Source organism: Exiguobacterium sp. s70 (assembly GCF_018618315.1).
Lineage (GTDB): Bacteria > Bacillota > Bacilli > Exiguobacteriales > Exiguobacteriaceae > Exiguobacterium > Exiguobacterium chiriqhucha.
Genome location: NZ_JACSLV010000005.1, coordinates 11961 through 24642, shown reverse-complemented (window position 1 = coordinate 24642; position 12682 = coordinate 11961). Strand labels below are relative to the sequence as shown.

Below are 12682 nucleotides of genomic sequence, written 5' to 3'. Positions count from 1 at the left end.
AATCAGGTCAATGAAAAAAAGGCCCTCCTTCAGGAGGACCTCGTTCAAGATGGGTCGGCTAAGAAGGCGAGCAACGCTGCCTCATCCCACACTTCGATGCCAAGTGATTCGGCTTTCGTCAATTTCGACCCTGCCTTCTCGCCGGCGACGAGGAGGTCGGTGTTCTTGCTGACGCTGCCTGTGACGCTCGCACCGAGTAGTTCAAGTTGCTTACCGGCCTCGCCACGCGTCATCTCATGCAGTTTCCCGGTCAAAACGACTGTCTTCCCGGCGAGCGGCGCATCAGCGTCAGCGACCGGTCGTTTCGTACCTTTGAACGTCAGGTTGACACCTGCCGCGCCGAGGTCACGGACGAGGTCACGAGCTTCCGGCTTCTCAAAGTATAAGACGATCGATTCAGCCATCTTCGTACCGATACCATCGATTGACGTCAACTCGTCGATCGATGCCTCCATGACCGCCTCCATCGTCTCGAACCGTTCCGCAATCAACGCGGCCGCTTTTTGTCCGACGAGGCGGATACCGAGCGCGAACAAGACACGCTCGAGCGAGTTCTGTTTCGACTGCTCAATCGCCGCGAGCAAGTTCGTCACCGACGTTTCGCCCATCCGGTCTAGCGCGAGCAGCGCATCCCGGTCGAGACGATATAGGTCGGCCACGTTATGGACAAGGTCAGACGCATGGAGTTGCGTAATCACTTTCTCACCGAGCCCATCGATATTCATCGCCGGGCGCGATACGAAATGAATCAGCCCTTCGAGCAGTTGGGCCGGGCATTCCGGATTGACGCAGCGGTGGTCCGCCTCGCCCTCTAACCGGACGAGTTCAGATTCACAAGCTGGACAATGCGTCGGGAAGACGATTTCCGTCTCCTCCCCGGTCCGCTCACTGACGAGCGCCGAGACGACGGCCGGGATCACGTCCCCCGCTTTCTTGATGACGACACGGTCTCCGATGTGAAGGTCCTTCTCTACAATGAAGTCCTCGTTATGGAGCGTCGCATACGTCACGGTCGACCCTGCGACCGAGACCGGTGCAAACCGCGCACGCGGCGTGACTTTCCCGGTCCGCCCGACACTAAAGTCGACGTCTTCAATCGTCGTCACGACTTCCTCGGCCGGGAACTTATACGCGACGGCCCAACGCGGACTCTTCGCCGTGAAGCCGAGCTGTTCTTGCTCTTCGTAAGCTGCGACTTTGATGACGATGCCGTCAATCTCGTACGGCAACTCCGACCGCTTCGTCACATACGTTTCAATATAGTCCCATAACTCATCGGCCGTATGACACGTCGTGTATTCTTGGCTGACGGCGATGCCGAGACGGCGCAAATACGCGAGCGACTCGTCATGCGAGGCGACGAGGTCGTCCGTCGAGACGAGCCCGTAGGCGAAGAACGCCAAATTCCGCGACGCCGCGATTTTCGAGTCGAGCTGCCGGAGCGAACCTGCCGCCGCATTGCGCGGGTTGGCGAATAGTGGTTCGCCGAGGCGTTCCCGCTCGTCGTTCAAATGTTCGAACGACCGTTTCGGCATGTACGCCTCACCGCGTACCTCGAACGTGACGTCCTCGTTCAACCGGAGCGGAATCGAGCGGATCGTCTTCAAGTTTTGCGTGATGTCTTCCCCAGTCGTCCCGTCCCCGCGCGTCGCGCCACGGACGAGCCGACCGTCTTCGTATTTCAGCGACACGGCGAGCCCATCAAACTTGAGCTCGGCGACGAACAGCGGACTGTAGCCGAGATCTTTCTCAATCCGTTCGACCCATTCGACGAGTTCTTCTTTAGAGAAGACGTTCCCGAGCGACAGCATCGGCGTGTCATGTGTCACTTTGACGAACGCATCGAGCGGGACGCCGCCGACACGTTGCGTCGGTGAATCCGGACTCCGGAGTTCCGGATAGTCCGTCTCGATTTCAATCAATTCGTTCATGAGACGGTCGTATTCCGCATCCGGGACACTCGGTCGGTCGAGTACATAATATTCATACCCGTATTGATTTAACTTTTGACGAATCGCTTCAACGCGTTCTGCCATCTCCATATGATCACCTCACGCTTTTTCGATCGGGGCAAACTTGGCGAGCAGGCGCTTGATGCCGACGGCCGGGAAAGCGATATCGAGCTCGAGCTGATCGCCTTCGCCACGCGTCTGAACGACCGTGCCTTGTCCCCATTTCTTATGATTGGCCTTATCCCCAACGTTCCAACCGATTGATTCGGCGCCGGACGACTGGGCAAGTTTTGGTTTCGGTTTCGAGCTGAAGCCGTTCACGGGAAGTTTCCCCGGCGACTCGACTGGATTCCATGGCATCGGCTTCTTCGCTTTGCCCGATCGCTCCAAGAGTGTCTCTGGCAACTCGTGCAAGAAGCGCGACTCCGGGTTGTTTTGGAAACGCCCGTACAACATGCGGGACTGGGCCCGTGTCAAATAGAGACGCTTCTCGGCCCGCGTGATGCCGACGTATGCGAGACGGCGTTCTTCTTCCATCTCTTCTGGGTCGTTCAAGGCACGGCTGTGCGGGAACAACCCTTCTTCCATCCCAATCAAGAAGACGACCGGGAACTCAAGTCCCTTGGCCGAGTGTAGCGTCATGAGTGTGACTTGATGCAACTCGTCGACTTCTTCGAGCGTGTCGAGGTCCGAGACGAGCGTCAAATCGGTCAAGAAGGCGACGAGTGTCTGCTCGTCACTCTCTTTCTCAAAGTTTTGGGCGACCGAGAGGAACTCTTGCAAGTTCTCAAGGCGGCTCTCGGCTTCGAGCGTCTTCTCGATTTTGAGCATCTCTTCGTAGCCTGACTTCTTCAACACTTCTTCAATCAATTCCGAGATGGACAAGTAGTCGGCCATTTGACGCAAATCGACCATCAATTGACGGAACTCGGCGAGCTTCGTCGCTGTGCGCGGCGCAATGCCCGACAGTTCGATGTCACGAATCGCTTCCATGAGCGACACGCCTTGCATCCCGGCGAAGTCGCCGAGCTTATCGACCGTCGCGGCGCCGATGCCGCGCTTCGGTTCGTTGACGACACGGACGAATGAGATGTCCTCGTCTGGGTTGGCGATTAAGCGCAAATACGCCAAGATATCCTTGATTTCTTTTCGTTCATAGAACTTCGTCCCGCCGACCATCTTATACGGGATGTTCGACTTGAGGAGCATTTCCTCGAGTCCACGCGATTGGGCGTTCGTCCGGTACAGGACGGCCATCTCGCCGTAATCGATGCCTTCTTGGCGGAGCTCCTTCATCTGATTGATGATGAAGAACGCTTCATCCCGGTCATCCGAGGCGACATGCAAGAGGAGTTTCTCGCCTTCGACGTTCTCGGTCCAGAGCTGCTTGTCTTTTCGACCCGAGTTGTTTTGAATGACACCGTTCGCCGCTTCCAAAATCCGCTTCGTCGACCGATAGTTTTGTTCGAGCAAGATGACGTGCGCGCTCGGATAATCCTTCTCGAACGTCAAGATGTTGGCGATATCGGCACCGCGCCAGCGATAAATCGACTGATCCGAGTCACCGACGACACACAAGTTCTCATGCGCCTGCGCGAGCAACTTGACGAGCGTGTATTGGGCCCGGTTCGTATCTTGATACTCGTCGACGTGGATGTATTGGAACTTCTTCTGATAAAACGCGAGCACGTCCGGCGCTTCTTGGAACAACTGAATCGCCTTCATGATCAAGTCGTCAAAGTCGAGCACGTTGTTTTGCTTCAATTTCTTCTCATACGCCGTGTAGACGTCCGAGATGACTTTCTCGTACGGATTGTTGCCGACGAGTGCGGCCGCGTCTTGCGGCGTGCGTAGCTCGTTCTTATGGTTCGAGATCATACCGAGGAGCGTCCGCGGCTCATATTTTTTCGGGTCAAGGTTCAACTCTTTAAGCACTTGCTTGATGGCCGTCAACTGATCGGACGAGTCGAGAATCGAGAAGTTCCGGTCATAACGGATGCGATCGATATCACGCCGTAAAATCCGAACACACATCGAGTGGAACGTCGAAATCCAAATATCGTCCGCGACGCCACCGACGAGGCGGGCGATCCGGTCTTTCATCTCGCGAGCCGCTTTGTTCGTGAACGTAATGGCGAGAATGTTCCACGGCGCGATTTGTTTCGACGCCATCAAGTAGGCGACGCGATGCGTCAAGACACGTGTTTTCCCAGACCCTGCCCCGGCCATGATGAGCAACGGGCCGTCCGTATATTTGACCGCCTCCGCTTGCGGAGGGTTCATGCCTTTGACTAATTCTTCACTCAAGTTATACATAATCGTTTCCTTTCCCTATCCAAACATTTGTTCTTATTTTATCGGAGTGCCGCGACAGTCGCAAGCGCTCCTTCGAAATTGTCATAAATCACATTGCCGACGACGATCGTATTCACGTGTTCAGCCATCACCCGGGCCGACTCGTATCCGGTGATACCGCCCCCATAAAACAGATGGGCATCCGGCACGGCCAGCCGCACTTCTTGGACGAGCTCGACCGATCCGAACGTGCCGCTATACTCCACATACAAGGAAGGCAGGTGGAACAAGCGATGTCCCGCTTCCGCATAGGCGATGGCTGTCTCGATGGACAAATCGGTCTTCGCCTCGGTCACGTGGGCCACTTTCGCATCTGGATTCAAAACGATATACCCTTGTCCGGTCACATCCGCATGAAACAAGTGTCCGTATCGTTCGAACGCTCTCGTTTGATGACCGATGACCCAGTCCACGGTGCCCGCGTTCAAGACGGTCGGAATGAAATAGTGGTCGAAGCCTCGAATCACTTGCTCGGGATGGCTCATCTCGAGCGCGAGCGGGATGCCGCATCCTTCGAGACGAGTATAGAGCGCGAACGTGTTTTCCGCGTCGACCCCGTCCGTCCCACCGATGAGGAAAGCGTCCGTGCCCGAACGGATGAGCGCTGCGAGCGCCGAATCATCGAGCGGTTTATTCGGATCAAGTTTAAAGACGTGGCGCCACGATTGAAAATCCATTCGGCTTCCCCCCCATTCGATACCTTCTCTAGTGTAGCGATTTTTCCCGTCGCTTGCATCTGTTGAACAAAAAAAGACTTGCCGAGGCAAGTCTCAAGCACGTCTGGCGTGCGTCTTTTGTTCGCGGGCCGTCATCCATTTGGCGACGACGAGTGCGAACAGTCCGTAAACCGGGATGAACCAGAGCGGATTGGCCAAAAAGAAGCCGAGCACTGGAATCTCGAGTAACGGTGAATCTGGCGAGCAGAGCGCTGTTCCGTTCACGACCGCGATGAACGGTAAGACCGGGACGGCGAACACGTAACCAAAGTTGATCCAAAAAGCCTTCATGATCTGAGCTCCTTAGCCTAAGATGATTGATTCTTTCGGATAGTTGTACATCCGTTTCGGCTGTCTCCGCTGCAAAATCAAGATGAAGGCGATGACACCGATTCGACCGATGAACATTAAAATCGTGAGTACCCATTTTCCGACGTTACTGAACTCTGCCGACAGACCGACCGACAAGCCGGTCGTTCCGAACGCCGAACACGCCTCGAACAAGATGCGGGTAAGCGATGCGTCTTCAAAGAAGGTGAGCACCATGACCCCCGTGAGCAGGACAGCGAGTGACACCGTGATGATGACGAACGCTTTCCAAATATCCTCGAGCACAATCTCGCGCCCGAAAATTTTGATGGACGAGTCCCCGCGAATGAACGCGACGACCCCGAGTACGGCGACGGCGAACGTCGTCGTCCGAATCCCCCCGCCGACCGAGGACGGGGACGCCCCGATGAACATCAGAATCGATAACAATAACATACTGCCTTCCGAGAACAGGTTGACGTCTACCGTCGTCAAGCCCCCGTTTCGCGTCGTCACGGACTGGAACAAGGAATCCGAGAGCGCGAGCCAGAGCGGTAAACCTTTGAACGCGTTATTGTATTCAAATAGAAACAAGCCGACGGTCCCGACCGCGATCAATCCGAAGAACGTGGATACCGTCAATTTCGTGAACAACGAGAAGCGGCGCGGGAAATTCTCACGTTTCCGTATAATCCGGTTCGTCAAATAGGTGCGAATCTCGACGAGGACCGGGAACCCGATGGCGCCACCGGTCATGAGCGCGATTTGCGTAAAGATGACGAACGGGTCTTCCCGGAACGGCGCGAGCGAACTGCCGGTGATATCGAACCCCGCGTTCGTCGTCGCACTGATCGAACCGAACAGCCCTTGCAGGAACGCCTCTCTGGCCGTATCAAAGTAATTTAAGTAATGGATTCCGAGCATGATTGCCCCAATCGCTTCAATCGTGATAACGGTGATGACAATTTCCGCAATATACTTCACGATTCCAGACATCGACGTCTGGTTCTGGTCCCGTAAAATCAGCTGACGCTCACGAAAGCCAATCCGCTTTCCGAGCAAAATCCACATGATGACATGCAAACTGATCAGACCGACCCCGCTCACTTGAACGATGAACAGGATGATGAACAGCCCGAACGTCGAAAACGTATCCGTCACGACGATTGGCGTCAAGCCGGTGACGCTGACACAGCTGACCGCAAAAAAGACGAGATCGGTGAATGTGATCGTGACACCCGGCTGTCGCGCAATCGGTAAGGCGAGCAGAATGACAGCTAACACAACCGCCGCGCTGTAAATCAACACGAGTGTCTGGACCGGTGTCAGATTCCGGAAGAACAGCTGTAAATTTCGTTTCATAAACTTGTCTTGCATCTCGCCCCTCCTCTCCCATCAAAAACAAGATGACTCTTACGAGTCACCTTCTGATTGTTTTAGACGTTCAAGGGCAAGATCATAACCGCCAGACCCGTAGTTCAAGCAACGCTTGACGCGGGAGATGGTGGCTGTCGAAGCACCTGTCGCTTCTTCAATTTTATGATATGTGCTACCTTCACGAATTTGACGGGCTACTTCAAGCCGTTGGGCGAGTGCCTGTACTTCGTTCACGGTCGCTAAATCTTCAAATAGTTGATAACAATCTTCGAGTGTATCGAGCTTCAAAATCGCCTCAAACAGCTGATCGAGCCCTCGTCCTCGTAATTTATCGAGTTGCATCCGCAAGCATCCTCTCTCATCGTACTTCTTTATCATTCTAAAGCACGACCGGCTCGGACTCAACTGTTCATCGTAAAATCGCCGGAAATAGTATTTGTTTCTTCATCACTTCGTAAATCCCGAGCGGTGTGGCCCGCACATATGGCAAGTGCGTCGACGCCAAGAACAAGAGCGTATAAATCGGGTCTTCGAACTTGTACCCACGGGTGAGTAGCTCGGCCCGCAACCCTTCTTCTTGGACAATCAACCGTTCGACCGGCTCCTTCGACGTCATGCCACAGAGCGGGAGCGGGATTTCCGCGATCACCTCACCGCGGTCGACAAGGACGATGCCGCCGCCAAGTTCCTTCATCCGCTCGAAAGCCGTCAACATGTCTTGTTTGCATTTCCCAAGAATCAAATAGTCACCGCTAATCGAATACGAACTGACGAGGCCTCCGAAGTCGTTGGCGAATCCTTTCAGCACCGTATTGAGGCGCCATTTCCCTTCTTTATCGAGCAGCATGAGGAACGACTCGTCCCCGTCACGTGGCAGCTCATCTTGTCCGGTATCGTGCGTGATTTTGAACAGCTTCATGATGACCGAGTTGACCATGTCGAGCCCGACCGGCATGCTGAACGATAAGTCGTTCGGCGTCAGTTCGATGTCGACGTTCGTCGACGGCATCAAGGCAAGCGCCGCATCGACGAGCTCGTTCGGAAATTCGGACGTCCCGTCCCGATAAATCCATTGCCCTTTGGCAATGACAGCGCTCGGGCGTGGCTCATCAACCGCATCCAAAATATTGAGATGGGCGATGCGTCCCGGCGCAATCGAACCGAGGACGTGGTCGAGCCCGAAGTGTCGCGCCACGTTCAACGAGACGATGCGGTATGCTTCAATTGGAGGCAAACCCGCCTCAATCATGATTTTCACGAGCGCGTCTTGTAACCCGTCTTGATAAAATCCTGGCGTCGACCCGTCTGTCGTGACCATCACATGATCGAACGCCTCGAGTCCGGCGTCGAGCAGACCACGGATGAGTCCCGGAAGGTCAGGACGAATGGAAGAGTGACGGAGTGTTGTCGTATAGCCGTGTTCGAGCCGGCAGAGCGCTTCTTCGGCCGTCATCGCTTCATGGTCGCTGTGAACACCCATCAACGCCATCTTCGTCAACGTCTTCGCCGAAGCCCCTGGGAAGTGTCCTTCGACCGGGAGACCGCACGTCTCCGCATCGAGCATCCACTGAAGCATCTCGTCATCACCTTTTAACGTCCGTGGCCAGGCCGTCAATTCTCCGGCCATGATGACGTCCGGGTGATTGAACCAAGCGTGAATCCGCTCGGAGTCGACGAGAACGCTATCACGGTCAAGTTCGGTCTGCGTATCGAGACGCGCCCACCAGTACGTGCTCGTCGGAAGCTGTTGCATCGCTTCCAGTTGCGCAAACGCTTGCTCCTTATTTTGTAAAAAAAGAAGCATGTTGTCATTCACGAGCGTTGTCGTCCCCCGCTCACCTGCATACTTCGACAGCGTCGCCGGATTATATAGTTGGAATGGATGCGCGTGCGGCTCGATATAGCCCGGCACGATGTATTTCCCTGACATATCCACCGTCTCGACGGCGGCTTTCGGTACATCTGGCCCGACATAGACGATTCGGTCATGCTCAATCCATATGTTTGCTTGTTTCCACTGCTTCACGTACATATTTAAGTATGTGGCATTCGTCAATACGAGCGAAGGTGGTCTGACTTGGCTCACGACTTCTAATTGTGACCGAATCATCGCTTTAGACCACGGTGCCCGCGCCGATCGTTTTGGTGGCATCGAACCCAATCCTCCCTTAATCGCCTCGCCATTATTATTAGAAAATAATTTTGTAAGCGTTTTCTTTCATCTGATTCAAGTTTACCTTTTCTCTGAAAGGCTCGCAAGCTATGTTGCCCATTGTAACGGAATTCACATGAAATTCACACAAATAAAGACGTCTCCCGCGGGAGACGCCTTCACCAATCGTACATCGTGACCGTCTTTTTCAAATAATGCTCGAGTTGAGCGAGCGGAACGGGCTTGCTGTAATGATAGCCTTGAATGAGGGAGCTGCTATGTTCGAGCACGAAGGCAAGCTGTTCCGGACGTTCGACTCCTTCGGTGACGATATCGATCCCGAGCGTGTGGAACGTCTGATATAACCCTTCGAGCAACGCCCGGTCGAACGTGTTCTCCGGAATCCCTTTGACGAAATTCTGGTCGATTTTAATCAAGTCGAGTTGGAGCGACTGTAAAAACGACAGCGACGACGTGCCGACCCCGAAGTCATCGAGCGAGATTTTGACGCCGATGGCCTTGAGCGATTGAATGAACTGCTGAAGTTCATATAAATTGCCGCCGACCTCGCTCTCGGTGATTTCCACATGGAGACGGTGAGGGTCAAACCTCGAACTCATCAACACTCGTTCTAATGAAGCTAAAAACGATCCGTCGGCGATTTGGCGCTTCGACACGTTAATCGAAAGGAACAAGTGATGTCGTTCCACGTGGTCTTTCATCTCTGTGACCGCTTGTTCGAGCACCCAACGACCCAAATCAGAGATGAGACCGAGCTGTTCGGCGACAGGGATGAAGAGTCCAGGTGAGATTTGACCTTTCGTCGGATGGTTCCAACGAATGAGCGCCTCCACGCCACGTACGGCAAACGGTCGCGGCGACACGATCGGTTGATAATACAGTTCGAATTCATCATGTTCGAGCGCATGGCGCAAGTCACGCTCCATCTCGAGCGTCTGTAAGTAGTGGCTTCCATCCTCGATTTCTTGGAACGTGAGCACTCGATTCTTTCCTGACAGTTTTGCCTCATGAATGACGACATCGAGCCGTCCCATCATCATCTCGTACGTATGGTGCGATTCGGCACAAGTGAACACATCGATACCGATTGTCGCCGCCATCCCCTTCACCCCGTTGACTTCGGCCCAATCTTTCAAGTCTTTGATCAAACGCCGGGCGACCGGCTGCAATTGTTCGAGCGTCCAGCTTGGGTGGACGAACATGAATTCATCGGCACCGATTCGGGCGACAAATCCGTCTTCTTTATAAAAGTTGAGTCGGGAAGCGATATAAATCAGGACGGCGTCGCCTGTCCGGTGTCCGTACTGGTCGTTGATGCGCCGGAAATCGTCCAAGTCCAAACCGAGCACCCCGATTTGGTCTTGTTTGCCGCGTACGTTCGAGAAGTAGTCCTCAAGCGCGAGCCGGTTCGGGAGCAATGTCAACGCGTCACGAAACGCCCGGTCAATCACTTCGGCACGTGTGTCTTCGAGTGCCGCGAGCACTTCATTCATGCTCGTCGCCATCTGTTCAATCTCATCGTGGCTGTTCGCATCACGACTGAGCCGGAGCCGACTATCCCGTTCGAGCGTGATCACTTTCAACTCACTGACGATTTCCATGAGACGTCGAATCACGACCCGGTGAATCGTCCACAGCAACGAAACGAAGAGACCGAGCCCAAGGACGACGAGGGCGATCATCCCGAGTCGCAACATCGCCACCGTATTTTCATAATGTGTTTGTTCGACGGTGAATTTGACTTCGAAATCGGACTGTTGAAACACGGTGCCAAGCGGAATCACGACGTCGGTCCCCGCATCGCCATCCGTGATGACCGTCTGATTTTGACGCGCGGGTTGAATCGTCAATGGAATTTTCGTCTGGGTGCTCATGTCCGCCAGAAATGCCGGGTCGACGAACTCGAGCATGACGAGCGTACCTTGACTTGGACCACTACTATCACTTCGTAAAATCGGGTGACTGACGTACAGCGTCGGACCGAAATCACTCGCATAGATGCCGTTTTGCGTATCTTCCTGATCGCTTAATCGAGAAGTGACCGCCTTGATGAGCGTTTGTTGATCGGTTTTTGACAACGTCGTGCTCGCTGAACGGAACGACGAGTAGAACGCTTCTCCGTCCCGGTCCAAATAGACGATGGCGTTGACGCTCAAGTTTTCAAGCGATTCCTCGCTAATGTTACTTTGGACATAGGAGGCGTTCCGTCGTTGAACGAACGTGTACGTGTCATTCCAGACGGCCCAATCGACGAGTGTGCGCTCGAGCGTATGCTTCCGATTGGCGAGCGTCTCTGACACACTCGCGACTTGACTCTCGACCGTCTGCCGATCTTGTTCCATGCTCTTCTCGATAAAATAAGGGCGGATCCCAAAAAAGATGACTCCGACAAACACGACTATATTCACGGCCACCGCAATCATGAGCTTCGTCCGAATGCGCACGTCGACCACCTTCTTCCTTCAATCTACTCCATTATTGTAGAGCAGGAAGTGTGAATTCCCTTCTTTTCGCATGAAAAAAAGGACGGGTTGACCCATCCTTTAAAAAATACGTGCCAACGCCCGTCCCCCGATGTCTCGACGGTAGAACGTCTGTGGCAAATCAAGTTGTTCGAGTGCCGTATAGACGGCATATTTCGCTTCGAGCAAGGTCGGTTTTGTCGACGTGAGCACGAACAAGCGTCCCCCGTTGCCGACGATGTCCGCCCCGTCACGGGTCGTGCCCGCATGGAACACGAGCACATCGTCTCGTAAGTCACCGAAGCCTGATAGTACCTGTCCGGTCGTCGCTCGATCAGGATAGCCTTCTGCCGCGACGACGACTCCAATCGTATAGCCTTCCACCCATTCAATCGGATACGGTTTCTGGTCCACGACCGCCTCGATGACGTCGAGGAGAGGCGATGCCAAGTTCGGGAGAATGACCTCAGTCTCTGGATCGCCGAACCGAGCGTTGAACTCGATTACTTTCGGACCATCCGCCGTCAAGATCAAGCCTGCATACAAGAACCCTTCGAACGGAGTACCACGTTCGACCATCGTCCGCGCGAGCGGGAAGAGCACGCGCTTGACCGCTTCCGCGTACACGGCATCGTCGAGATGAGGCATCGGACTGTACGCGCCCATGCCACCCGTATTCGGCCCTTTGTCGCCGTCAAACGCACGCTTGTGATCTTGTGACGTGATCATCGGGATGACGTGCTCGCCTGAGACGAACGCCATGAGCGAGAACTCTTCCCCGTCTAAAAACTCTTCGATGACGACACGGGACTGATTCCCGAACTTATCGGTGCCGAAGATGTCGTGAATCGCCTCTCGCGCCTCTTCGAGTGTGAACGCGACGGTCACGCCTTTCCCGGCAGCGAGCCCGTCCGCTTTGACAACGAGCGGCGCTTCCGACTGATCGATATGACGTAGCGCTGACTCGGCGTCGGTGAACGTGTCGTACCCTGCGGTCGGGATATTTGCTTCGCGCATCACTTCTTTGGCGAAGGCTTTACTACCCTCGAGGAGCGCTGCCGCTTTCGTCGGTCCGAAGATGTGTTGACCTTCTGCTTGGAACGTATCGACGACACCGGCCATCAGGGCCGATTCGGGGCCGACAATCGTCCAGTCGATTCCTTCGCGCTTCGCAAACCCAACAAGGGCCGAGACATCCGTCTCTTCAATCGGCACGCACGTCACACCATCCATATTGAGATTGCCCGGGGCGACGAACACCTCATGTCCGTCTTGTCCCAGTTTCCAGGCGAGCGCGTGTTCACGGCCGCCACGTCCAATGACGAGTACGTTCATCTT

The 12682-nt window shown here is 54.5% G+C and carries 9 protein-coding genes; all 9 read right to left on the bottom strand.

What is annotated here, in order from left to right:
* Positions 1–44: 44 nt before the first annotated feature.
* Positions 45–2042, bottom strand: coding sequence for an NAD-dependent DNA ligase LigA (gene ligA, locus KNP84_RS11585; protein ID WP_029596106.1), 1998 nt, complete (start codon positions 2040–2042; stop codon positions 45–47).
* 9 nt (positions 2043–2051) lie between these two features.
* The gene (pcrA, locus tag KNP84_RS11580; protein ID WP_021065208.1) at positions 2052–4268 is read right to left on the bottom strand and encodes a DNA helicase PcrA; all 2217 of its coding nucleotides are present in this window, start codon (positions 4266–4268) and stop codon (positions 2052–2054) included.
* A gap of 38 nt (positions 4269–4306) precedes the next feature.
* Entirely contained in the window at positions 4307–4984 is a 678-nt protein-coding gene (pcrB, locus tag KNP84_RS11575) for a heptaprenylglyceryl phosphate synthase (RefSeq protein ID WP_131472920.1), read from the bottom strand.
* A 93-nt stretch (positions 4985–5077) separates the two neighbouring features.
* Entirely contained in the window at positions 5078–5314 is a 237-nt protein-coding gene (locus tag KNP84_RS11570; protein ID WP_021065206.1) for a hypothetical protein, read from the bottom strand.
* A 12-nt stretch (positions 5315–5326) separates the two neighbouring features.
* The gene (locus tag KNP84_RS11565) at positions 5327–6709 is read right to left on the bottom strand and encodes a TrkH family potassium uptake protein (protein ID WP_215114838.1); all 1383 of its coding nucleotides are present in this window, start codon (positions 6707–6709) and stop codon (positions 5327–5329) included.
* A 36-nt stretch (positions 6710–6745) separates the two neighbouring features.
* Positions 6746–7051 (bottom strand): YerC/YecD family TrpR-related protein, encoded by a 306-nt coding sequence (locus KNP84_RS11560; protein WP_215114837.1) that lies wholly within the window; start codon positions 7049–7051, stop codon positions 6746–6748.
* Positions 7052–7118: 67 nt separating this feature from the next.
* Positions 7119–8861, bottom strand: a complete 1743-nt coding sequence (locus KNP84_RS11555; protein WP_021065203.1) for an adenine deaminase C-terminal domain-containing protein — start codon at positions 8859–8861, stop codon at positions 7119–7121.
* A 179-nt stretch (positions 8862–9040) separates the two neighbouring features.
* Complete coding sequence (locus KNP84_RS11550) at positions 9041–11326, bottom strand: bifunctional diguanylate cyclase/phosphodiesterase (RefSeq protein ID WP_353049109.1); 2286 nt, start codon at positions 11324–11326, stop codon at positions 9041–9043.
* A 99-nt stretch (positions 11327–11425) separates the two neighbouring features.
* Positions 11426–12679, bottom strand: coding sequence for a phosphoribosylamine--glycine ligase (purD, locus tag KNP84_RS11545; protein ID WP_215114835.1), 1254 nt, complete (start codon positions 12677–12679; stop codon positions 11426–11428).
* Between the last annotated feature and the right edge of the window lie 3 nt (positions 12680–12682).

What these genes read in the sequence shown, in the direction of transcription:
- pcrB (WP_131472920.1), bottom strand. Translation starts at nt 4,984, where the DNA reads ATGGATTTTCAATCGTGGCGCCACGTCTTTAAACTTGATCCGAATAAA.
- purD (WP_215114835.1), bottom strand. Translation starts at nt 12,679, where the DNA reads ATGAACGTACTCGTCATTGGACGTGGCGGCCGTGAACACGCGCTCGCC.
- KNP84_RS11570 (WP_021065206.1), bottom strand. Translation starts at nt 5,314, where the DNA reads ATGAAGGCTTTTTGGATCAACTTTGGTTACGTGTTCGCCGTCCCGGTC.
- KNP84_RS11560 (WP_215114837.1), bottom strand. Translation starts at nt 7,051, where the DNA reads ATGCAACTCGATAAATTACGAGGACGAGGGCTCGATCAGCTGTTTGAG.
- ligA (WP_029596106.1), bottom strand. Translation starts at nt 2,042, where the DNA reads ATGGAGATGGCAGAACGCGTTGAAGCGATTCGTCAAAAGTTAAATCAA.
- KNP84_RS11565 (WP_215114838.1), bottom strand. Translation starts at nt 6,709, where the DNA reads ATGCAAGACAAGTTTATGAAACGAAATTTACAGCTGTTCTTCCGGAAT.
- KNP84_RS11555 (WP_021065203.1), bottom strand. Translation starts at nt 8,861, where the DNA reads ATGCCACCAAAACGATCGGCGCGGGCACCGTGGTCTAAAGCGATGATT.
- pcrA (WP_021065208.1), bottom strand. Translation starts at nt 4,268, where the DNA reads ATGTATAACTTGAGTGAAGAATTAGTCAAAGGCATGAACCCTCCGCAA.